The following is a 22,220-nucleotide window of genomic DNA, read 5'->3' as shown; positions in this document are numbered from 1 at the left end:
GCCGTCGAGGGTGAGGGTGAGGTCCTGGGGGATCGTGCCGTCGGCGAGGACGAGGAGCTGGATGCCGCCCTCGTCGAGCAGGGCCGCGGTGCCCCGGGCGGGAAGGACCGGGCGGCCGGAGGCGTCGAGGCGGGCCGCGACGACGGGAATCGTGCCGGTCGGTGTGGTGAGGGTGCCGACCTGGACACTCGGGTCGGCCGGGTCCGAGCCTGCCGGGACGGCCCCGGACGGCGCCTGCGCGGCGACCGACCCGGCAGGTGCGGGCAGAGCGACGGCACCGGCGAGGGCCGCAGGTGCGGGGGCGACCTCGGGTCGGTCGCCGCCGGCCTGACCTGCGGGGGCTGGGGCGGGCCCGTCGAGACCGGCCGGAAGTGCGGCGGCGGGGACGGCGGGCGGGGCGGCCTGCGGACCTGCGGCGGGCGGGGCGGCGGGCAGAACTGCGGCGGGCGGGGTGGCGGGCAGAACTGCGGCGGGCGGGGTGGCGGGCAGACCTGCGGCAGCGGGGGCGGGAGCGGGCGAGGCGATGGCCGTGGGGGCGGTCGCGGCCGGGTCTTCCGTGGCGGGCAGGGCGGCCGTGGCGGGCAGGGCGGTCGGGTACTGGTCGGGCAGGGTGAGCGACGCCCGGGCGGGCGAGGCGGCGGCCTGGCCGGAGCCGGCCGACCAGGCGGCGAGGAGGGTGGAGCCGAAGGAGCCGGACCGGGCCGGGGCGGCGGCCGGGGTGCCGGACGTCGTCGAGGCCTGGTGGTCGGCTGCCGCCATCGCCGCGGCGGCGGTGACCCGCTCCGCCGGGAGGGTCGAGGCGGGCCTGGTGCGCGGGCCCAGCGGCGCCTTCGGGGCCTCGAAGATCCGCGGGGCGGAGCTCGTGGTGAGCGGGGTCGGGAGGTACTCCAGCAGACCGCTGGTCGTGGGGCCGGAGGCGGCGGGGCGGGTGGCGCCGAGGTAGTCGTCGCCCCGCCAGCGGTAGTAGGAGGTCTGGACGGGTTGGCCGAAGGTGGGTGCGTTGACCATGGTGGCGTCGCCCAGGTAGAGGCCGACGTGGTGCACGGCGGCGGAGGTGCCGTAGAAGACCAGGTCACCGGGCTGCAGCGGCGCGTCGGCCGGGACGTGCGGGCCCGCGACGTACTGGGCGTGCGCCGTGCGCGGGAGGGTGATCCCGGCGGCGCCGTAGGCGTAGGTGGTGAGGCCGGAGCAGTCGAAGCCCTGGTCACCGGCGGCGGGGCCGTTGCCGCCCCACTCATAGGGGACGCCGACCTGGGACAGCGCGGCGTCGACGGCGGCCTGGGCGCGGGCGTCCGGCAGGGCGGTCGTGAACTCCGCCGGGGCGGGTGCGACCGGGGGCGCGGGATCGGTGGGCCCGCCGATGTTCTCGATCGTCCAGGGCAGCACCGACTCCGCCGTGGGCGCGACGGTCCGCATCACCGGGACGAGGGCAGCCGCCGTCGCCAGCATGGCCACGAAGAGGAGCCACACCGCGATCACCAGCAGTCGGGGCCGCCGGGAGCGCTGGATGCCGCGGTAGCGGACCGGGAGCACGGCAGTGTGTCCGGAACGCGCCTGCTGGTCGACGACACCGGGGTGCGTCCGCGGACGAGCGGTCGGCCGGATGCCCGCGAACACGCGCCGGCCCACGTCGACAAGGCCTTCCGGGCGACGGGCACGCCATCCGGCGGCCCGTGCACAGAACCCTCCCTCCGCCGACAGGACCTTCTCGACGCGTTCGATCAGCGAGACCGCAGGCCGCCGGCGAGCCGGCTCGCCCAGCCGCGGGCGAACCGGCCCGACGGCGAGGGCGGGCGACCCACCGTCCCCGGTCCGGGAGCCGTCCCCCGCACCGGACCCCATGGTGACCACGCCCGGCGCAGCGCCACCGTGCTCGGTGCCGGCACCGCGCTCCGCAGCGCCACCACCCCCGTCCCGCGGGCCGGCCGGATCCCCGCCGGGGGGCGCGGTGTCGGGGAACGCGGTGTCGAGGAGCGCGGTGTCGAGAGGACAGGGATCGGCGTGGCGGGCGGGGCGCGCTTCCGACCAGCGGTGCGCACCCCGCTGTGCCGGGACGAGCACCTCCGGGACCGCTCCCCCGTGCCCCGCGCGATGCCGCCCCCGCGCGCTCACGGTCCGCGATCCCCGCTCACGTAGCGCCATCACGTACTCCCCCGAACAGCCGTACGACTTCCCGGGGAAGAGCCTCGCCGACACGCGCCGCTACCGGTATCACACAGCCGGGCACCACTGCGTCACGAAAGAGGGAACACGCGCCCCACCGGCACCAGGAGCATCACGCTCGGAGCCAGGCCAGCACCGCCATCACGCGCCGGTGGTCGTCCCCCGACGGCGCCAGGCCGAGCTTGGTGAAGATCGACGAGATGTGCTTCTCCACCGCCCCCTGGGTGATCACCAGCTCGCGGCCGATCGCCGTGTTCGTCCGCCCCTCCGCCATCAGGCCGAGCACCTCGCGCTCCCGCGGTGTCAACGCCTCGACCGGGTCCCGCCGGCGCCGGTGGGTGAGCAGGGCGGACACGACCTCCGGATCCAGGACGGTGCCGCCCGCGACCACCCGCGACAGCGCGTCGGACAGCTCGTCGAGCCGCGAGACCCGGTCCTTGAGCAGGTAGCCCACGCCCCCGCCGGCCGCGAGCAGGTCCGCCGCGTAGGACTCCTCGACGTACTGGGACAGCACCAGGATCGCCGTGTCCGGCCAGGACGCGCGGATCGCCAGCGCCGCCCGCAGCCCCTCGTCGGTGAACGACGGCGGCATCCGTACGTCGACCACCGCGACCTCCGGGCGGTGCGCCGACACGGCCTCGACCAGCGCCTCCCCGTCCCCCACCGCGGCGACGACCTCGGCCCCGGCCTCGTCGAGCAGGCGGATCAGCCCCTCCCGGAGCAGCAGCGAGTCCTCGGCCAGGACCACCCTCACGACGGCCCCGTCCCCCGGCCCACCGCACCCGGCCGTACCGCGCCCGCACTCACAGCGCCCGGCCGCACAGCGCCCGCCCGCACAGCACAACCACCCTCACAGCACGACCACCCTCACAGCACGACCACCCTCACGACAGCTCCTCCAACCCGGCCAGCGGGATCCACGCGCGGACCACCGTCGGGCCGCCCTCGGGGCTCGTCACGTCCAGCCGCCCCTCCACGGCGGACAGTCTCTCCGACAGCCCCGACAGTCCGTGGCCCTTGCCGAGGTGCGCGCCGCCGACGCCGTCGTCCGTCACGCTGACCACGAGCTCGTCGCGCTCCGGGCCGACCTCGACCGACGCGTGGGTGGCGCCCGAGTGCTTGGCCACGTTGGTCAGCGCCTCGGTGACCACGAAGTACGCCGTGTTCTCGACGGCGGCGGCAGGCCGGTCCCTCAGCGTCACGTCGACGCTCACCGGCACGGTCGAGCGGGCGGCGGCCGCGGCCAGGGCGGCGCCGAGGCCCCGGTCGGCAAGGATCGGCGGGGCGATCCCGCGGGAGAGCGCGCGCAGCTCGGCGAGGGCCTCGTGGGTCTGGGCGAGCGCCTCGGCGATCAGCGGGCGGGCCCGTTCGGGATCGTCGTCGAGGCGCCGGCCTGCGGCTTCGAGGTCCATCGTGAGCCGGACGAGCCGCTGCTGGGGTCCGTCGTGGATGTCGCGTTCGAGCCGGCGCAGCGTGGCGGCCTCGGCGGCGACGGCGGCGCGGCGACCGGCGGCGAGCTGTTCGGCACGGGCGCGCAGGGCCGCGTTGCGGTTCGTCAGCAACCCGCGGGCGACGCCGGCGCGGACCGCCACCAACGTCCGGACGACGAACGGCAGCGACAGCAGCATCCCGACGCCGAGCGCGGTGTTGAGCGCGACGTCGCCCACCCGCGACGCACTGCCCGTGATCAGGTCGAACAGGCCGTTGTAGTCCTGGTCGTGCGGGAGCGACCACTCCCACAGGGGGTACAGGGCGGCCCCGAGTCCGCCGACCGACCACACGACGCCGACGATGAAGGCCGTCAGCCGGACCGGGAACCCGATCACGGCGTGCAGCAGGTCCCGCCAGCTCTGCGGGTCGACGACCCGGCCGAGCAGCCCGATCGCGCCACGCCCGCGCCGGGGGCGGTAGTGGTGCGGCGGCAGCGGGCGGCCGAGGACCCGCTCGGTGGCGCGGCGCTCGACGTCGGCGAGCCTGCGGCAGAGCACGAACGTGAAGGTGAGGATCGGCAGCCCGACCCACACGACGAAGGTGGAGACGCCCGCGGCGAACCCGGCGATCGCCACCACGAAGGCCACGATGCACAGCGGCAGGCCGAGGACGAGGTAGCGCAGGCCCCCCAGGACTCCACGCGCCCGGGGGACGGTGACGGGCCCGGGGACGGTCTGCTCGCTCATGTCCCCCACCCTCGCCCCTCGCGGCGCGGCCCCCCAGCCTGCGCACTCCCGTCCTCAGGGTAGGGCGCACCCCACCCCCCGGACGCCACGAGGGCGGAACCCGAACGGGTTCCGCCCTCGCTGACGGGGGGGTCAGGAGATCACGCGGCGACGGGCTCCTTGGGGGTGTCGGCCGCGCTGCGCAGCGCGACCTGCTGGATCACGAAGGCCGCGACGATCGCGACCACCGCGACCACGGCCGCCCAGAGGAAGGCGGTCTGCACACCGCTCGTCACGGCGGCCTGGAAGGCCTCCCGGACCGGCGCCGGCAGCTGCGACAGCATGGCCGGGGTGAGCTGACCGCCGGTCACCTGGCCGCCGCCCGTGGCACCGAGCCGGTCGGTGAGCGAGGAGGTCAGCCGGGCGGTGTAGAGCGTGCCGAGCAGCGAGACGCCGAGCGAGCCACCGATCGTCCGGAACAGGGTGGCGGCACCGCTGGCCGCGCCCATGTCCTTGCGCCCGACGCTGTTCTGGACCACCAGCATCGTCGTCTGCATCAGGAAGCCCATGCCGATGCCCAGGACCACCATGAACAGGCCGCTGGTCAGCTGGGTGGTGCCCAGGCCCATCGTCGAGAGCAGGCCGAGCCCGGCCGCCATGAAGAACGAGCCGACGATCAGCAGCACGCGGAACCGGCCCGTGCGCGTCACCAGCTGGCCGCCGAGCAACGAGGTGACCAGCATGCCGCCCATCAGCGGGAGCAGCAGCAGGCCCGAGCTGGTGGCCGAGGCGCCCTGCACGATCTGCTGGTACTGCGGCAGGAACGTGACGGCGCCGAACAACGCGAAGCCGGTGAGGAAGGTCAGCGCGATCGCCGCGGTGAAGTTCCGCGAGCGGAACAGCCCCAGCGGGAGGATCGGCTCGGCCACCGTGCGCTGCGACCGGATGAACAGGACGGTCGCGACGACGGCCAGCACGCCCAGCCCGACGATCTGCCACGAGGCCCACGCGTACTCGGTGCCGCCCCAGCTCGTGAACAGGGTGAGCGAGGAGATCGCGACGGCCAGCAGGCCCGCGCCCCGCCAGTCGATCTTCGCCTGCCGGCGCACGGCCGGGAGCTTCATCGTGAACCAGATGACGACGAGCGCCAGGATGCCCAGCGGGATGTTGATGTAGAAGGCCCAGCGCCAGCTCAGGTTGTCGGTGAGGAAGCCGCCGAGCAGCGGGCCGCCGATGAACGCGATCGGCATGACCGCGGCCATGAGGCCCTGGTAGCGGCCCCGGTCGCGCGGCGGGACGATGTCGCCGATGATCGCCATGGCGCCGACCATCAGGCCGCCGGCGCCGATGCCCTGGATGGCCCGGAAGCCGATCAGCTCACCCATGTTCTGCGCGAGCCCCGACATCGCCGAGCCGATCAGGAAGATCACGATGGACGCCATGAACACGCCCTTGCGGCCCCACAGGTCACCGAGCTTGGCCCAGATCGGCGTGGCGACCGCCGTGGCCAGCGCGTAGGCCGTGACCACCCAGGACAGATGGGCCAGGCCGCCGAGCTCGCCGACGATCGTCGGCATCGCGGTGCCGACGATCAGGTTGTCCAGCATCGCGAGCAGCATGGCGAGCATCAGCCCGCCCATGATCGTGTAGATCTCGCGGGGGGTGCGCTGGCGCGGCTCCTCGAGCGTGTCGAGCACCGCCTGCTCCCCCTGCGTGATCGGTGTCGTGGTCGACACCGCTGCGCGGTGCCGTCCGGTCGTCTCCGTCATCCCCGTCTCCGTTTCCCCCGCACTAGTCGGGCGGCTGGTAAGTTACTTGCCGACAGGCTAGCACGACTCGCTAGCCGGTCGACAAGTAAGATGGGTCACGATCGCCGGGGGTCCCGGCCGGGAGATGAGAAGGTGACGCCATGACGGCAGGTGATGTCCGGACCGACGAGCGGCGCACCGACACGCGCGGGCAGATCAGGCAGGTCGCGCTCGAGCTGTTCGCCGAGCAGGGGTACGACAAGACCTCGCTGCGGGAGATCGCCGAGCGCCTCGGCATCACGAAGGCCGCGGTCTACTACCACTTCAAGACCAAGGAAGAGATCCTCGCGACGCTCTTCGACGAGCTGGTCGCGGGGCTCGACGAGCTGATCGAGTGGGCGGGCACGCAGGATCCCGGCCCCGACCTGCGGGCCCGGATCCTGGGCCGCTACCAGGAGCTCCTCACCGGGGGTTCCGCGGACAACCTGATCCGGTTCGTGCAGGAGGGGCAGGCCTCGCTCAAGGACCTGGCCGCGGGCGCGCAGATGCGGGAGCGCTTCGGCGCCCTGTCCCGGCTGCTCACCCCGCCGGACGCGACGGTCGCCGAACAGCTGCGCAGCCGCCTCGCCCTGGTCGCCCTGCACATGGGCGCCTTCGCCGGCAGCCACGGGGACCCGCTCGTCGCCACCCCCGAGGAACGCCGCACCGCCGCCCTCGAGGTCGCCCGCGACCTGGCTCGATGAGGGTCGGCTCCGCCCCCTCGGCGGAGCCGACCGTCACGACCGGTCCCCGACACCCTCCGTCCCCGTCACGCCGACCCCGACCGCCGGGGGTCGGTCATCGCGAGGGCGACCGTCCTCACGAACCGTGGCGACCCGGGCCCTTCCGGGCGCCGCGGACCAGGCGGCCGGGCAGGGCGTCGGTCGCCTCGCCGTCGGCGTAGGTCTCCTGACCGGCCACGATCGTGTGCCGGTAGCCCTCGGCCCGCTGCAGCAGCCGACTGCCGCCGGCGGGCAGGTCGGCGTGGTTCTCCGGGCGGCGCAGGCGCAAGGCGGCCATGTCGATCACGTTGAGATCGGCCCGGTAGCCCGGTTCGAGGACGCCCCGGTCCCCCAGCCCGACCGCCCGCGCGGTGTCCCTGGCCTGCTGCTGGATCACGTACTCCAGGTCGAGGCGCTCCCCCGCGCGGTCACGCGTCCAGTACTCGAGCAGGGTGGTCGGGAAGCTGACGTCGCAGATCGAGCCGACGTGCGCGCCCCCGTCCGACAGGCCCGGGATCGTGTGCGGGTGGCGCAGCATCTCGCCGACCGCGTCGAGGTTGCCGTCGGTGTAGTTGGTCACGATGGCGTAGAGCATCCCGCCCCCCGCGAGGATGTCGTAGGCGAGCTCCACCGCCTCGCGTCCCTCGGCGGCAGCGCGGTTCACGATCGACGTCTCGGGCGCCGGCTCGTACTGCGGGGGGTCGGTGAGCTCGTACATCAGGTGGTACATGTGGATCAGCTTGCCGCCGAGCCGGCCGAGCTCGGCCTCCTCGGTCTGCGCGGCCAGGATCTCGGCGCGCAGCCCCGGCTCGCGCATCCGCGCCGCCTTCTCGGCCGGCGTCAGGTCCGCGAGGCGACGCCAGACGGGGTTGCGCATGAACGGGTGGAGGGTGTTCCCCAGCCCCAGGATGAGCCCGACGGCCCGGGCCGCGACCTGGCCGCGGATCTCCAGACCGTCCGCACACGCCTGCTCGAGGAGCCGCAGCAGCGTGCGGTGCCGGTCGGGGAAGGGCGGGAACTGCAGGAGCGAGAACGAGAGCGGACGGCCCGAGGCGATCGCCATCTCGCGGAGCAGCCCGAACTCCTGCTCGGGATCGGAGAAGTCGCTGACCAGCTGCAGCACCCCGGTCCCGGTCTCCCCGACGGCCCGGGCGATGGCCACGAGCTCGTCCGCCGCAAGGCCGTAGGACGGGGTGAGCTCGCCGTCGATCGACTTGTGGTTCAGCGTGCGGGAGGTCGAGAAGCCCAGCGCACCCGCCCGGACCGCCTCCGCGACGAGCTTCGCCATCTGGGCGATCTCGTCGGCCGTCGCCTCCTCGTGGGCGGCGGCACGCTCCCCCATCGCGTGCACGCGCAGCGCGGCGTGCGGGACCTGGACCGCGAGGTCGACGTCGTAGGGCCGGGCGTCGAGCACGTCGAGGTACTCGGGGAACGTCCGCCAGGTCCACGGAAGGCCCTCGTGCAGGGCGACGCCGGGAATGTCCTCGACCCCCTCCATCAGGTCGATCAGCCGGTCACGGTGCTCGGGGAGCGCCGGCGCGAAGCCCACCCCGCAGTTCCCCGCGACCACCGTGGTGACCCCGTGCCAGGAGGACGGCTGCAGCCGGGACGTCCAGGTCGCCTGGCCGTCGTAGTGGGTGTGGATGTCGACGAAACCGGGCGCGACGACCGCACCGTCCGCGGTGATCTCCCGGCGGCCACGGCCGGACACGCGCCCGACCTCGGCGATCGTGTCCCCGATGACGGCGACGTCCGCGGTACGGGGTGGGGCGCCGGTTCCGTCGTGGACGGTGCCGCCACGGATGACCAGGTCGAATTCGGGCATCCCTCTTCATAGCCCGGAAACTGTCGGTGGGGGAAGGCATGCTGCGCCCATGACCACCGATCAGCGCACGACCTCCTCCTTCTCGATCACGCCGACGGGCGCCTTCTCCCTGGCCGAGGCCGGGTCCTTCGGGCACGGGGCCGAGCCCTCGGGCGACTGGCCGGGCGCCCACGCCTTCACCGGCGGGGTGCTGCGGCTGGCGTTCTGCACCGACGACCTGCGGGGCCAGGCCGGTGTGGCCGTCACCCAGGACGCCCGGGGGGTGGTCCACGGCGAGGTGAGCGGGCTCGATCCGGGGGCCGATGTGGGCCCCGTCCGCGACCAGGTGGCCCGGATCCTGTCCCTCGACGGCGACGGCGAGGGGTTCGCCGCCGTCGGGGAGCGGGATCCGCTGGTCGGCCGCCTGCAGGCGGCCGCACCGGGGCTCCGTCCCGTGCTCTTCCACAGCCCGTACGAGGGCGCGCTGTGGTGCGTGATCTCCCAGCGCTGGGGGCGCGGGCAGGCCCTGCGCGCGCGGGAGCGCCTGGCGCGGGAGCTCGGCCGGGTGATCGAGGTGGACGGCGAGCCGGTCGCCGCGGCGCCCACACCGGAGGCGTTGCTGGCCGCGGAGCGGCTGTCGGGGCTGCCCGAGGTCAAGCAGGAGCGGCTGCGGGCCGTGGCCCGCGCGGCCACCGAGGGGGTCTTCGATCCCGTCGCGATCCGGGAGGGCGAGCCCGCCGAGGTCGAGGCGCGGCTGCGGACGGTCCCGGGGATCGGCGCGTTCGCGGCGGGGTTGGTGCACCTGCGGGCGTCGGGGGTGCAGGACGTGCTGGTCGACGGCGAACCGCGGCTCGCGGCGCTGGTCGGGGCCGCCTACGGGCTGGGCGGGCCGGCCGCTCCCCGGCAGCTCGCGGAGATCGCGGAGGCCTGGCGGCCGTACCGGACGTGGACGGCGGTGCTGGTCCGGGCGGCGGGGCGGCGGCTTCCCGAGCTGGCGGATCTTCCCGACGCGGGACCGCCGGGGCGGGCGCCGCGGCGCGGGCCGGCCCAGGAACCGTTGGCGCTCATCAGCTGACCATCCCCGTGGCGGCGGGGGCCGGCGGGGAGCAGGCTGGGTGCATGAGCGAGAGCACCTGGGCCGAGGTCGACGACTACCTGGCCGCCTCCCTGCTGCCCACCGATCCCGTGCTCGACGCCGTGCTGGCGGCGAACGCGGAGGCCGGCCTGCCCCCGATCGACGTCTCCCCCACCCTGGGCCGCTACCTGACGCTGCTCGCCCGGATCGCGGGTGCCCGCCGGATCCTCGAGATCGGGACCCTCGGCGGGTACTCCACGATCTGCCTCGCCCGGGCGCTGCCGGCCGGCGGCAGTGTGGACGACGGCGGCGTGAACGGCGGCCGTGTGAACGACGGCGTGGCGGACAGCGGTGTGGTGACCTGCGAGTACTCGCCGAAGCACGCCGAGGTCGCGCGGGCGAACGTGGACCGGGCGGGCGTCGGGGGGCTCGTCGAGATCCGGGTCGGCGCCGCGCTGGACACGCTGCCCTCCCTGGAGGGCCCGTTCGACCTGGTCTTCGTCGACGCGGACAAGGAGAACAACGCGGCCTACGTCGAGCACGCGATCCGGCTCGGGCGGCCCGGCACGGTCGTCGTGGTGGACAACGTGGTCCGCGACGGCCGGGTGGCCCGGCCCTCGGACGATCCGCGGGTGGAGGGGACCCGGCGGATGTTCGCCGCGCTGGAGAAGGAGGACCGGCTCGACGCCACGGCCCTGCAGACGGTGGGCCACAAGGGGTACGACGGGTTCCTGATCGGGGTGGTGCGGTGAGGGGGTGGCCTGACGAGCGGCGTGGCCCCGCTGTTCGGGCTGCACGGGTTCGGGCTGCACGGGTCGGTGCGGTGCGAGGGCGTCCGGCCCGGTGATCGGCTAGCGTCCGGGCCCGGGACGGTGAGAGGAGCTGCGGTGGAGGCCGACGACCTGAGGCACGTGCTGGAGTCCGTCCGGGAGTTCCTGCGCGCCGAGGTGGTCCCGCTCGAGGAGCAGATCGAGGAGCAGGACGCCATCCCGGAGTCTGTCGTCGCGCAGTGCAAGGCGATGGGGCTCTACGGCTTCGCCATCCCCGAGCAGTACGGCGGCCTCGGCCTGGACATGGTCGAGGAGGTGCAGCTGGCCATCGAGCTGGGCTGGACCAGCCCGGCGCTGCGCTCGCTGTTCGGCACCAACAACGGGATCGCCGGGCACGTGCTGCTCGAGGGCGGCACCGAGGAGCAGAAGAAGGCCTGGCTGCCGCGGCTGGCGTCCGGGGAGGTCACGGCGTCGTTCGGGCTCACCGAGGCGGACGCGGGATCGGACCCGTCGTCGCTGCGCACCGCGGCGCGGCGGGACGGCGACGGCTGGGTCCTCGACGGCGCCAAGCGCTACATCACCAACTCCCCGGTCGCGGACGTGATCATGGTCTTCGCCCGGTCCGATCCGGCGGCGACGGGTTCCCGTGGGATCTCCGCCTTCCTCGTCCCCCGCGACACCCCCGGGCTGTCGGTCGGGCCGAAGGACAAGAAGATGGGCCAGCACGGCGCGTGGACCGCGGACGTGGTGCTCGACGGCGTGCGGGTCCCGGCGGATGCGGTCATCGGCGGCGAGGAGGGCGTGGACCAGGGCTTCCGGATCGCGGCCAAGTGCCTGGCGCACGGTCGGCTGCACATCGCGGCGCTGTGCGTCGGGATCGCGGCCCGGCTCGTGCACGAGACCGTGGAGTTCGCGAAGACCCGGGAGCAGGGCGGGCGGCCGATCGCCCGGTTCCAGCTGATCCAGGGCCTGGTCGCGGACTCCGTCACCGAGTACCGGGCCGGGCGGGCGATGGTGCTCGACGCCGCCCGGTCGTTCGACGACGGCAGCGACCGGATCGCCGGGCCGTCGGCCGCGAAGTACTTCTGCTCCGAGATGGTCGGGCGGGTGGCGGACCGGGCGGTCCAGGTGCACGGCGGCGCGGGCTACATGCGCGGCGTCACCGTCGAGCGGCTGTACCGGGACGTCCGGCTCTTCCGGATCTACGAGGGCACCAGCCAGATCCAGCAGGTCATCGTCGCCCGGGACGCCCTGGGCCCGGCCGCCCGCGACTGAACCCCGAAACGTGCGCTATGGAGCCATAACGCACGTTTCGGCGTGCAGAACCTGCGTTATGGAGCCATAACGCACATTTCCGGGGTGCAGAACCTGCGTTATGGAGCCATAACGCACATTTCCGGGGTGCAGAACCTGCGTTATGGAGCCATAACGCACTGTTCGAGGGCGAAAGCGTGCCCAAACGCGCGGAAGCCCGCGCCCTGAGGGCGCGGGCTTCCGGGAACGCATGGGTCAGTGGCTGGCCGGGCGGATGTGGTACTCGAAGACCAGCCCGCCGATCGCGATGATCAGCAGCACGCCGCCGATCACGATCAGCCACCAGAAGAAGAAGGCCAGGGCGACGCCCAGGATCGCGGCGCAGAACGCCACGCCCAGCGGCCAGTAGGAGCCGGGCGAGAAGAAGCCGACCTCGCCCGCGCCGTCGGACACCTCGGCGTCCGGGTTGTCCTCGGGCCGCTCCTCGAGCCGCCGCGACACGAACCGGAAGTACGTGCCGATGATCAGCGAGAGGCCGCCGACCAGGAACAGTGCGGCGATGCCCACCGACTCGTGGGTGAGGAACGTGTAGGCGATCGCCGCGACGAAGAAGAACGCCGTGAGGATCTCGAAGATCCGGGACTCGACCTTCATCGGTGCTCCTCCCTCAGTTCCCGACGGCGGGATTGCCCGCGTCGACGGTCTGGGCGGCCTCGGCGCGCTGGCCTCGGTCGGTGAACGGGTACGTCGTGACCGCCTCGGGGGCGCACCACTGACCGCAGTTGAGCTGGGTCAGCGCCTCCTGGGCGCTGTACGGCACACCCGTCGCGGGGTTGTTCTGCTTGCGCAGCGCCATGTACCGGTTGTACAGGTCCGGGTTCAGGGCCCTGACCTCGAAGTTCATCGACGCGTGGTAGGTGCCGCAGAGCTCCGCGCAGCGCCCGACGAACGCGCCTTCGGACTCGATGCGGTCGATGACGAAGACGTTGTCCGTGTCGTTCTTCTCCGGCATCGGGAAGACGTCCCGCTTGAAGAGGAACTCCGGCACGTAGAAGCTGTGGATCACGTCGTTGGACGAGATCGTGAACTGGATCGACGTGTTCGTGGGGAGCACGAGCAGCGGGATCGTGTTGGACGTGCCGATCGTCTCGACGGGCTTGCCGTTGGCCGCGACGTCGTCCGGGTACTGGAACTTCCAGTTCCACTGGAAGCCCGTGACGTCGACCTTCATCGCGGCCGGCACGTCCTTGTCGACGTACTGCTGCACCGCGACCGTGAAGCCGAAGAGGACCGCGACGATGATCGTCGGCACCACGGTGAAGACGATCTCGACGGGCAGGTTGTACTGCGTCTGGCGCGGGACGGACTCGTCGTCGCCCTTCTTCTTGCGGTGGAAGGCCACCGCCCAGAACATCGCGCCCCATGTGATCACGCCCACGACGAGGGCGGCGATGGCCGACCAGGTCCACAGGTGGCGCATCTGGGTGGCCTCGGGCGTGACGCCCTCGGGCCAGCCGAACCGGATGACCTCCTGCACCGAGCAACCCGCGAGCAGCGGCATCGCCAGCAGCCCGAGCGCGGCGACCTTGGCCGCCCGGACGTATCCGGTGCGACGGGACCGGCCCTGCACGGTCCTGCCGTGTCCGGCGCCGGCCGCGCGAGCTCCGCCCCCGTCTCCACGGTCGGCTACGCGAGCTCCGCCTTCGGCGCGCTCCGATCGGCCCACTGCCCGCCGCCTTCCCCTCGTCCGCGTGGTGGTGTCGCCACGCCGTTCACACGTTCTGACCTGCGTCTTTCCTGGGAAAGACCCGGGTTCGGGTGCCCGGTCCACACGTTCGGGACGGGACGGACCTTCGACCACGTGTAGAGACTAGCCGAGCAGATCGGCCCGTCGCGCCCCCGGGGTCGCGCGGAACACTCCCCGTACCCGTCCGGGGGTTGCCCGCACGGCCTCGGCATACTGACTCGCTGTGTGCGGACTCCTGGGACTGCTGACCGCCGGGGCCGACGCGGCCGACCGGACCGGGCCGATCGCGGCCGCCCTGCGCTGCCAGCGGCACCGCGGGCCGGACGAGAGCGGCACCTGGAACGACGACGACGTGGTGCTGGGCTTCAACCGGCTGTCGATCATCGACGTCGACAACTCGCACCAGCCGCTGCACTACCAGGGCGAGCGGTACACGATCGTCTTCAACGGCGAGATCTACAACTACCTCGAGCTGCGCGAGGAGCTCGCGGAGCTGGGCGCGGAGTTCGCCACCGAGGGCGACACCGAGGCCGTCGTCGCGGCGTACCACCACTGGGGCGCCGACGCCGTCTCCCGGCTGCGCGGCATGTTCGCCTTCGCGATCTGGGACGCCGAGGAGAGGCTGCTCTTCGTCGCGCGGGACCCGTTCGGCATCAAGCCGATGTTCCTCGCGACCGGGCCGACCGGCGTGGCGTTCGCCAGCGAGAAGAAGAGCCTGCTGGAGCTGGCCCCCGAGCTGGGCATCGCCGGTTCGGACGAGCTCGACCCGGCCGCCCTGCAGCACTACCTGATCCTGCAGTACGTCCCGGAGCCCCAGACGCTGCACCGCGCGATCGGGCGCATCGAGTCGGGGACCTACGTCACGGTCCGCCCGGGCGAGAAGCCGATCGCGTACCGCTACTTCACCCCGCAGTTCCTGTCGCTGCCCAGCCACGCCCCGGCCAGCGCCGAGGCCGAGCGGATCGTGCACGGCGAGATCACCGAGGTGCTGCGGGACTCCGTGGCCAAGCACATGCGCGCGGACGTCACCGTCGGCGCGTTCCTCTCCGGCGGCATCGACTCCACGGCGATCGCGGCGCTGGCCAAGGAGCACAACCCGGACCTGATCACCTTCACCACCGGGTTCGAGCGCGAGGGCTACTCCGAGGTCGACGTCGCGGCCGAGTCCGCCGCGGCGATCGGCGTGCGGCACGTCGTCCGCACGGTGAAGCCGGACGAGATGATGGAGGCCCTGCCCCTGATCGTCTGGTACCTCGACGACCCGGTGGCCGATCCCGCACTCGTCCCGCTGTGGTTCATCGCCCGCGAGGCCCGCCAGCACGTCAAGGTCGTGCTGTCCGGCGAGGGGGCCGACGAGCTGTTCGGCGGCTACACGATCTACCGCGAGCCGCTGTCGCTGGCGCCGTTCGAGAAGGTGCCGGGCTCGCTGCGCCCGCTCCTCGGCCGGGCCTCCCGCCGGCTCCCCGAGGGCATGCGGGGCAAGGACCTGCTGCGCCGCGGCTCGCTCGGGCTCGAGCAGCGCTACTACGGCAACGCCCGCATCTTCCGGGACGACCAGCTGCACGAGATCCTGCGGCAGTACGATCCCCGCGTCTCGCACACGGACGTCACCTCCGGGCACTACGCGGAGTCCGAGAAGTGGGACCCGGTGGCGCGGATGCAGCACGTGGACCTGTTCACGTGGCTGCGCGGCGACATCCTGGTCAAGGCCGACAAGATGACCATGGCCAACTCGCTGGAGCTGCGGGTGCCGTTCCTCGACCCGGAGGTCTTCCGGATCGCCTCGGCGCTGCCGCTCGCCCAGAAGATCACCAGCGGCTCGAACGGGACCACGAAGTACGCGCTGCGCGGCGCGCTGCGCGACATCGTCCCGGCCCACGTGCTCAACCGCCGCAAGCTCGGCTTCCCGGTGCCGATCCGGCACTGGCTGCGCGACGAGATGTACGACTGGGCGCGCGCGATCATCCGGGACTCCGGCGCGGGGCACCTGGTCGACCTGCCCGCCGTCCAGCGGATGCTCGACGCGCACCGCTCCGGTCCGGTCGACCACAGCCGCCGGATCTGGACGCTGCTGGTCTTCCTGATCTGGTACGGCATCTTCGTGGAGCGCCGGATCACCCCGGAGATCCCCGAGCCGGCCTACCCCGTCCGCCTGTAGCAACGCTCGCGAGCGCGTCCGCCCGGGCGCCCGCGAGTCGGCACTTTCGGGAGCCTGAGACACACGCTGACGACGCGTCGTCAGCGTGTGTCTCGGCCTACCGGCTCTGTCCGATGGCGGGCTCCGCCCGCGCGCCGACTCGCGGGGCGAGGTCGGGTCAGGCGGGGAGGGCGGGGGCGATCTCCGCGGCGGCCTCGGGGCCGTAGGCGCCCGCGAGGCGGGTCAGGGCGGTGTCGCGGTCCCAGCGCCACTCCTGCGGGCCGTCGGTCTCCAGGACGAGGACCGCGACGAGCGAGCCGAGCTGTGCGGCGCGCTCCAGGGACAGGCCCTGGGCGGTGCCGGCGAGGAAGCCCGCGCGGAAGGCGTCGCCGACGCCCGTCGGGTCGACCTTCGCGGTCTCCGGCACCACGCCGACCTCGAGCGCGATGCCGTCCCGCCCGACGATCTGCACGCCCTTCTCGCCCAGGGTGGTGATCCGGATCTCGACCTTCTCGGAGACCTGCTCGGCCGTCCAGCCGGTCTTGCGGAGCAGCAGCTCCCACTCGTAGTCGTTCGTGAACAGGTACGCCGCGCCCTCGACGAGCGAACGGATCTCCGGGCCCTCCATGCGGGCCAGCTGCTGCGACGGGTCCGCAGCGAAGGCGTAGCCCCGCGCCCGGCACTCCTCGGTGTGGCGGACCATGCCCTCGGGGTCGTTGGCACCGATCAGCACGAGGTCCAGCCCGCCGACGCGCTCGGCGACCGGGGACAGCTCGATCTCCCGGGCGCGGGCCATGGCGCCGGTGTAGAACGACGCGATCTGGCGCATGTCGTCGTCCGTGGTGCACACGAAGCGGGCGGTGTGGACGTCCTCGCAGACGTGCACGCCCGAGGTGTCCACGCCGTGGCGGTCGAGCCAGGAGCGGTAGTCGGCGAAGTCCGCGCCCACCGCGCCCACCAGCACGGGGGCCTGGCCGAGCATGCCCAGCGCATAGGCCACGTTGCCCGCGACCCCGCCGCGCTTGATGGTCAGCTCGTCGACCAGGAAGCTCAGCGAGATCCGGTCGAGCTGGTCCGCGACCAGCTGGTCCGCGAACTTCCCCGGGAAGTGCATGAGGTGGTCGGTGGCGATGGATCCGGTCACGGCGATGCGCACGTCGGGAGACCTTACGTCAGGAACGACGAAAGCCCCCGTTCGCGTGAACGAGGGCCTCCGTGACGTACGACGCAGCGTGTGACTCAGTTGAAGCTGTCACCACAGGCGCAGGAGCCGCCCGCGTTGGGGTTGTCGATCGTGAACCCCTGCTTCTCGATGGTGTCGACGAAGTCGATCACCGCGCCCTGCAGGTACGGCGCGCTCATCCGGTCCACGCCGACCTTGAGGCCGGAGAAGTCCCGGAAGAGGTCGCCGTCGAGCGAGCGGTCGTCGAAGAAGAGCTGGTAGCGCAGGCCCGCGCAGCCACCGGGCTGGACGGCGATGCGCAGGTGCATGTCGTCCCGACCCTCCTGCTCGAGCAGGGTGCGGGCCTTGACGGCGGCGGTGTCGGTCAGCTCGACGCCGTGGGTCTCCTGGGAGACGCCGGCCTCGACGGTGTTCTCGACGGTCATGAACTCCTCCAACAGCGCACGAGACGGAACTGTTCCCGGTTCCGCGACCCATAGTAGGCCCTTCCCGCGTCCGGGTCGGGTGTGGCCGGGTCGGGTGAGGCGGATCACCCGCCACCGATCAGCGACCCCACCGGCCCGCGACCTCCGCGGCGAGCGCCGCGAGGGTGCCCGCCGGATCGGCCATCGAGGCCTCGACGCCCCCGGCGTGCTCGGAGACCGAGTAGGCGGCGTCGACCCCGGCGGCCGCGGCCTCGCGCCGCCCGACCGTCACCTGCCCGGCGAGCACGACGCACGGGACGCCCCGCTCGGCCGCCCCCGACGCCACCGCCGTGATCAGCTTCCCGCGCAGGGACTGCCAGTCGAAGCTGCCCTCCCCGGTGACGGCGACGTCGGCCGCGTCGAGCGCGGCGTCGAGCCCGAGCAGGCCGCGGACCAGCCCCGCACCGGACTCGACCCGCGCACCGAGCGCCAGCAGCGCCGCACCGAGCCCCCCGGCGGCCCCCGCGGCGGCCTCGTCGCGGACGTCGCGGCCGAGGGTCGCGAGGACGTCCGCGAACACGGCCAGCGCGGCGTCCAACTCCTCGACCGTGGCCGGGTCGGCGCCCTTCTGCGGCCCGAAGACGGCGGCGGCCCCGTGCGGGCCCAGCAGCGGGTTGTCGACGTCCGAGGCCGCGACCAGCGCCATCCCCACGTCGGGGACGCCCTCGAACCGGGCGCACCCGGCCAGTGCCGCGCCGCCGTCGGGCAACGGGGTGCCGGTGGCGTCGACGGGGACGGCGCCGAGCGCGGCGAGCAGGCCCGCGCCGCCGTCCGTGGTCGCGGAGCCGCCGAGGCCGATCACGGCCTCCGTGCAGCCGGCCTCGCGGGCGGCGCGCAGCAGTTCACCGACGCCGCGGGTCGTGACGGTGCGCGCGGTGTCCGGCGTGCGCCGGGCGCGGGGCACATGGTGCAGCCCGCACGCGGCGGCGGACTCGAGGTAGGCGCGCTCCCCCACCTGCAGCCACGGCGCCCGCACCGGCTCGCCGAACGGGCCCGTGACCTGCGGTTCGTGCAGGATCCCGCCCAGCCCGGCGTGCAGGACGTCGACGAAGCCGGTGCCGCCGTCGGCCAGCGGGAGGCGGCTGATCACGGCGTCCGGACGGGCCCGCAGCCAGCCCTCCGCGATGGCGTCGGCCGCCGCCGTCGCACTCAGTGTTCCGCCGAAGGAGTCCGGAGCGATGACCACGCGCACACCGCGCACGGTAACGCCCGTAGGCTGTCGACCTGTGAGGTTCCTGCGCCGCGCCGACAACACGCCAGAGGACACCGCTGTGTCGGAGCAGGACGAGCGCAAGCCGCTCGATCCGCGCTGGACGCAGGGCAAGGGCAAGCCGACGCCCAAGCGGCGGGACGCGCAGACCGTCCGCCGCGGCCCGGCGCCGCCCCCGCCGAAGACCCAGCGCGAGGCCTCCCGCCTGGCCAAGGAGAACCGGCCGAGCAAGGACGTGCGGCGCGCCCAGGCCGCCGACCGCCGCGCCCGGATGGACGCCGGCGACGACCGGGTGCTGCTGCCCCGCGACCGCGGGCCGGTCAAGGCCTACGTGCGGGACGTCGTGGACTCCAAGCGGCACCTCATGGGCCTGTTCATGCCGCTCGCGGTGATCGTGCTGATCTCGGTGCTGCTGCCGATCCCGTCGATCCAGCAGTACCTGAGCCTGTTCAGCCTCGTCGTGCTGGCGGTGATGGTCGGCGAGGGTGTGCTGCTCGGGATGCGGACCACCCGGGCGGCGCGCGCCAAGTTCCCCGAGGAGCGGATCAGCGGGCTGGGCCTCGGCTGGTACACGTTCACGCGGGCCAGCCAGATCCGGAAGCTGCGCGTGCCCAAGCCGAAGGTGCAGATCGGGGCCCCTGTCTGAGCACGCCGAACGGCCCGAGACGGCTGGTCCTCGGCGGGACCCGCTCCGGCAAGTCCGCGTACGCGGAGGACCTGCTGCCCGCCGCCGCGCCGGTCCGGTACGCGGCCACCGCCCGTCGGTACCCGGGTGACACCGAGTGGGACGCGCGGATCGCCCGGCACGTCGCCCGCCGCCCGCCGGCCTGGGTGACGGTCGAGGAGCCCGACCTGGTCGCCGAGCTCGCCCGCCCCGGCCCGCTGCTGGTCGACGACCTCGCCACCTGGCTCACCGGCGTGATGGACGACGCCGGGGCGTGGGAGGGGCCGTCGCCCGCGGTCGGCGCGTCGGTCGCCGCCCTGGTCGCGGCGGTCGCGGCCGCGGAGTCGTGCGTGCTGGTGTCCGCCGAGGTGGGGCTGGGGATCGTCCCGGAGTCGCGGTCGGGCCGGCTGTTCCGCGACGAGCTCGGCGCCCTCAACGCGGCCCTCGCCGCGGTGTGCGACGAGGTGGTCCTGGTGGTGGCGGGCCTGCCGCTGGTACTGAAGCAGCCGGACGGTAGGAAGAGCGGGTGAGCGAGACCCCCGCCTTCCCCGCCGTCCCCGTGCCCGACCTGGAGGCGCGGCGCGAGGCCGTGGCCCGGTACGCCGCGCTCGCCGTCCCCGCGGGCGGCCTCGGCGTGCTGGCCGACCTGGGGCTCTGGCTGGCCTCCGTGCAGGGCGCCTGCCCGCCGCGCCCGCCCGCGCGGGCCCGGGTCGTCGTGGTCGCGGCCGACCACGGGATCGCCGCGGCCCGCGTCTCCGCCTACCCGGCGGAGGTCACGGCGAAGCAGGTCGCCGCCACGCTCGAGCAGTCCGCGCCGGTCGCGATCGTGGCCACCGTCGCGGGGGCCTCGGTCCGGGTGGTCGACGCCGGGCTCGACCGGGAGTCCGTCCTGCCCGGTCAGGAACGGTTCCGGGTGCGCCGCGGGAGCGGCCGGATCGACCGCGAGGACGCCCTCACCGAGGCCGAGGTCGAGGCCGGGCTGCGGATCGGGCGCGCGCTGGCGGACGAGGAGGTCGACTCGGGCGCGGACCTGCTGGTGCCGTCCTCGCTCGGGGTCGGGGCGACGACGGTGGCGTCGACGCTGGTCGCGGCCGTGACGGGGGCCGAGCCGGTCGCCGTCGTGGGCCGCGGATCGGGCATCGGGGACGACGCGTGGATGCGCAAGGCCGCCGCGATCCGGGACGCGCTGCGGCGGACCCGCGACGACCGCCGTGACCCGCGGGCGCTGCTGCGGATCGTCGGCGGCGCGGATCTCGCCGTGCTCACCGGCTTCCTGCTGCAGGCCGCGCTGCGCCGCACCCCCGTGCTGCTCGACGGCCTGGTGGTCGGCGCCGCCGCGCTGCTCGCCGACGAGCTGGTCCCCGGCGCGCACCAGTGGTGGCTCGCGGCGCAGCACTCCCCCGAGCCCGCGATGACCCTCGTGCTGCAGCACCTGCAGCTGGTCCCGGTGCTGGACCTGCAGGTCCGGCACGGGGACGGGACCGGCGCCGTCGCCGTCCTGCCGCTGCTGCAGTCCGCCGCCCGGCTGCTCGGGGACACCGCCACCGCGGAGGCGAGCGGGATCCTCCCGATCCGCGCCGTCACGGGATGAGCAGGCCCCGCCGCGCCGGGCCCCCGAACCAGCCGCCGCCCGAGTCGGGGCGTGGCCCCGCGCGAGTCGGGAGCCGACCCGCCGCGAGTCGGGGCGTGGTTCCCCGCGAGTCGCGGTGTGGGTCGCGAGCCGGGGTGGGGTCCGCCGCGAGTCGGGAACCCCCGTTCCGCACGTGTGCGGCAGTCGGGATGCGGGGCCGTCGGTGAGGTCGCTGGCGCTGGCCCTGAGCTGGCTGACCGTGCTGCCGGTCCGGGCCGGGGCCCCGGCCGAGGGGCAGGCCGCCGGGGCGCTGCGCTGGGCCCCGCCGGTCGGCGCCGGCCTCGGGGCGGGCGCCGGGCTCCTGGTGTGGGGGCTGAGCACGGTGGGCGTCCCGGCGCTGGTCGCGGGCCTGCTCGCCGTCGGGTTCCTGGCCCTCGCAACCCGCGGGATGCACGTCGACGGGCTGGCCGACACGGCCGACGGGCTGGGCTGCTACGGCCCGCCGGAGCGGGCGCTCGCCGTGATGAAGGACGGTGGCGCCGGGCCGTTCGCGGTGGTGACGCTGCTGGTCGTGCTCGGCGTCCAGGCCGGTTCGCTGGGAGCGCTGGGCGGCTGGCACGCCGTCGCCGCCGCGGCGGTCGCGGCGGCCACCGGGCGCGCGGGGTTCACCTGGGTCGCCCGGCACGGAGTGCCCGCCGCCCGGCCGGGAGGGCTGGGCGCGCAGGTCGCCGGGTCGCAGCCGCCGTGGGTGCCGGTGCTGTGGTGGGTGGTACTGGCGGCCGCGGGCTACGCACTCGCCGGCTGGTGGGGTCCGGGCGCCGTCGCCCTCGCCGCGCTGCTGACGATCGGGCTGTCCGCCCACACCGCCCGCCGGTTCGGCGGGATGTCCGGGGACGTCCTGGGCGCCGCGTCCGAGCTGGGAACGGCCGCGGTGCTCCTGGTGCTCGCGGCAGCGGCCTGACGCCCGCCCGGCGGGCGGTGCTCAGAGGGTGGTCATCCAGCCGTGGGAGTCGTGGCCGGTGCCGCGTTGGATATCGGTGAGCAGCTCACGCAGGCGGGTGGTGATGGGGCCGGGCTCACCGTCGGCGACCCGGACCTGCTCGACCGTGTCGCCGTGGGCGTACTTCACGCTGCCGATCGGGGTGATCACCGCCGCGGTGCCGCAGGCGAACACCTCGGTGATACTGCCGTCCGCGCAGCCGGTGATCCACTCCTCGGCGGAGATCCGGCGCTCACTGACCTGGCAGCCGATCTCCTTGCCCAGCACCAGCAGCGAGTGCCGGGTGACACCCTCGAGGATGCTCCCGGACAGCTCAGGGGTGAGCAGCTCGGTCCCACCGAGGACGAAGAACATGTTCATGCCCCCCATCTCCTCGATCCACTTCTTCTCCGCCGCGTCGAGATAGGCGACCTGCGCGCACCCGTGCTCGGCCGCCTGGGCCTGCGGCAGCAGCGACGCCGCGTAGTTCCCGCCGCACTTCGCGGTCCCGGTCCCGCCGACCGCGGCGCGGGTG

19 protein-coding genes and 1 pseudogene are annotated in these 22,220 nt (G+C 74.0%); 9 read left to right on the top strand and 11 right to left on the bottom strand.

Annotation, left to right across the window (positions count from 1 at the left end):
- Nucleotides 1-918: 918 nt before the first annotated feature.
- The 4 genes and pseudogenes from ABD324_RS37450 to ABD324_RS35900 form a co-directional block, all read right to left on the bottom strand.
- Nucleotides 919-1,302, bottom strand: a pseudogene (locus ABD324_RS37450) (C40 family peptidase); the annotation flags it as partial.
- Between the two features lie 973 nt (nt 1,303-2,275).
- Nucleotides 2,276-2,917, bottom strand: coding sequence for a response regulator (locus ABD324_RS35910; RefSeq protein ID WP_344427968.1), 642 nt, complete (start codon nt 2,915-2,917; stop codon nt 2,276-2,278).
- A 130-nt stretch (nt 2,918-3,047) separates the two neighbouring features.
- Complete coding sequence (locus ABD324_RS35905; protein ID WP_344427965.1) at nt 3,048-4,340, bottom strand: sensor histidine kinase; 1,293 nt, start codon at nt 4,338-4,340, stop codon at nt 3,048-3,050.
- Between the two features lie 140 nt (nt 4,341-4,480).
- Nucleotides 4,481-6,088, bottom strand: coding sequence for an MDR family MFS transporter (locus ABD324_RS35900; protein WP_344427962.1), 1,608 nt, complete (start codon nt 6,086-6,088; stop codon nt 4,481-4,483).
- A gap of 140 nt (nt 6,089-6,228) precedes the next feature.
- Between ABD324_RS35900 and ABD324_RS35895 the strand changes: the two genes are divergently transcribed.
- Nucleotides 6,229-6,810, top strand: coding sequence for a TetR/AcrR family transcriptional regulator (locus ABD324_RS35895; RefSeq protein ID WP_344427959.1), 582 nt, complete (start codon nt 6,229-6,231; stop codon nt 6,808-6,810).
- A 115-nt stretch (nt 6,811-6,925) separates the two neighbouring features.
- Here ABD324_RS35895 and ABD324_RS35890 read toward each other — a convergent pair whose 3' ends face one another.
- On the bottom strand, nt 6,926-8,653 hold the full coding sequence (locus ABD324_RS35890; protein WP_344427956.1) for an N-acyl-D-amino-acid deacylase family protein: 1,728 nt from the start codon (nt 8,651-8,653) through the stop codon (nt 6,926-6,928).
- Between the two features lie 49 nt (nt 8,654-8,702).
- On the opposite strand from ABD324_RS35890, the gene ABD324_RS35885 reads away from it, so the two are divergent.
- From ABD324_RS35885 to ABD324_RS35875, 3 genes are all read left to right on the top strand, one after another.
- Nucleotides 8,703-9,707 carry a DNA-3-methyladenine glycosylase family protein gene (locus ABD324_RS35885; RefSeq protein ID WP_344427953.1) on the top strand — a complete coding sequence of 335 codons (1,005 nt, stop codon included), beginning with the start codon at nt 8,703-8,705 and terminating at the stop codon, nt 9,705-9,707.
- 44 nt (nt 9,708-9,751) lie between these two features.
- On the top strand, nt 9,752-10,459 hold the full coding sequence (locus ABD324_RS35880) for an O-methyltransferase (RefSeq protein WP_344427950.1): 708 nt from the start codon (nt 9,752-9,754) through the stop codon (nt 10,457-10,459).
- A gap of 135 nt (nt 10,460-10,594) precedes the next feature.
- The gene (locus tag ABD324_RS35875) at nt 10,595-11,752 is read left to right on the top strand and encodes an acyl-CoA dehydrogenase family protein (protein ID WP_344427947.1); all 1,158 of its coding nucleotides are present in this window, start codon (nt 10,595-10,597) and stop codon (nt 11,750-11,752) included.
- Nucleotides 11,753-11,986: 234 nt separating this feature from the next.
- On the opposite strand, the gene ABD324_RS35870 is transcribed toward ABD324_RS35875, so the two are convergent.
- Together ABD324_RS35870 and ctaC are read right to left on the bottom strand one after the other, a co-directional pair.
- Nucleotides 11,987-12,385 (bottom strand): cytochrome c oxidase subunit 4, encoded by a 399-nt coding sequence (locus ABD324_RS35870; RefSeq protein WP_344427944.1) that lies wholly within the window; start codon nt 12,383-12,385, stop codon nt 11,987-11,989.
- A gap of 13 nt (nt 12,386-12,398) precedes the next feature.
- Complete coding sequence (ctaC, locus tag ABD324_RS35865; protein WP_425565979.1) at nt 12,399-13,361, bottom strand: aa3-type cytochrome oxidase subunit II; 963 nt, start codon at nt 13,359-13,361, stop codon at nt 12,399-12,401.
- Nucleotides 13,362-13,701: 340 nt separating this feature from the next.
- On the opposite strand from ctaC, the gene asnB reads away from it, so the two are divergent.
- Entirely contained in the window at nt 13,702-15,636 is a 1,935-nt protein-coding gene (asnB, locus tag ABD324_RS35860; RefSeq protein ID WP_344427942.1) for an asparagine synthase (glutamine-hydrolyzing), read from the top strand.
- 157 nt (nt 15,637-15,793) lie between these two features.
- On the opposite strand, the gene ABD324_RS35855 is transcribed toward asnB, so the two are convergent.
- The 3 genes from ABD324_RS35855 to ABD324_RS35845 all read right to left on the bottom strand — a co-directional run bounded on the left by ABD324_RS35855 (nt 15,794) and on the right by ABD324_RS35845 (nt 18,454).
- Entirely contained in the window at nt 15,794-16,729 is a 936-nt protein-coding gene (locus ABD324_RS35855) for a carbohydrate kinase family protein (RefSeq protein WP_344428119.1), read from the bottom strand.
- Between the two features lie 125 nt (nt 16,730-16,854).
- Entirely contained in the window at nt 16,855-17,223 is a 369-nt protein-coding gene (locus ABD324_RS35850; RefSeq protein WP_344427940.1) for a HesB/IscA family protein, read from the bottom strand.
- A 118-nt stretch (nt 17,224-17,341) separates the two neighbouring features.
- Nucleotides 17,342-18,454 carry a glycerate kinase family protein gene (locus ABD324_RS35845; protein ID WP_344427938.1) on the bottom strand — a complete coding sequence of 371 codons (1,113 nt, stop codon included), beginning with the start codon at nt 18,452-18,454 and terminating at the stop codon, nt 17,342-17,344.
- Nucleotides 18,455-18,533: 79 nt separating this feature from the next.
- Here ABD324_RS35845 and ABD324_RS35840 point away from each other — a divergent pair, with 79 nt between their 5' ends.
- From ABD324_RS35840 to ABD324_RS35825, 4 genes are all read left to right on the top strand, one after another.
- Nucleotides 18,534-19,118, top strand: coding sequence for a DUF3043 domain-containing protein (locus ABD324_RS35840; protein ID WP_344427936.1), 585 nt, complete (start codon nt 18,534-18,536; stop codon nt 19,116-19,118).
- A complete protein-coding gene (locus ABD324_RS35835; RefSeq protein ID WP_344428116.1) occupies nt 19,037-19,666 on the top strand; it encodes a bifunctional adenosylcobinamide kinase/adenosylcobinamide-phosphate guanylyltransferase in 630 nt (209 codons plus the stop codon). Before ABD324_RS35840 ends, ABD324_RS35835 begins: the two co-directional genes overlap by 82 nt.
- Complete coding sequence (locus tag ABD324_RS35830) at nt 19,663-20,727, top strand: nicotinate-nucleotide--dimethylbenzimidazole phosphoribosyltransferase (RefSeq protein ID WP_344427933.1); 1,065 nt, start codon at nt 19,663-19,665, stop codon at nt 20,725-20,727. The genes ABD324_RS35835 and ABD324_RS35830 overlap by 4 nt, the downstream gene beginning before the upstream one ends.
- A 202-nt stretch (nt 20,728-20,929) precedes the next feature.
- A complete protein-coding gene (locus tag ABD324_RS35825; protein WP_344427928.1) occupies nt 20,930-21,667 on the top strand; it encodes an adenosylcobinamide-GDP ribazoletransferase in 738 nt (245 codons plus the stop codon).
- Between the two features lie 21 nt (nt 21,668-21,688).
- Here the strand turns inward: ABD324_RS35825 and ABD324_RS35820 are convergent.
- Nucleotides 21,689-22,220, bottom strand: a 532-nt coding sequence (locus ABD324_RS35820) for an aminotransferase class IV (protein ID WP_344423739.1), incomplete at its 5' end; no start/stop codon positions are given.

Origin of the sequence: Pseudonocardia ailaonensis, assembly GCF_039531635.1 — a bacterium.
In the GTDB taxonomy this organism is placed as follows: domain Bacteria; phylum Actinomycetota; class Actinomycetes; order Mycobacteriales; family Pseudonocardiaceae; genus Pseudonocardia; species Pseudonocardia ailaonensis.
This window is presented reverse-complemented; position numbering and strand designations above follow the sequence as displayed.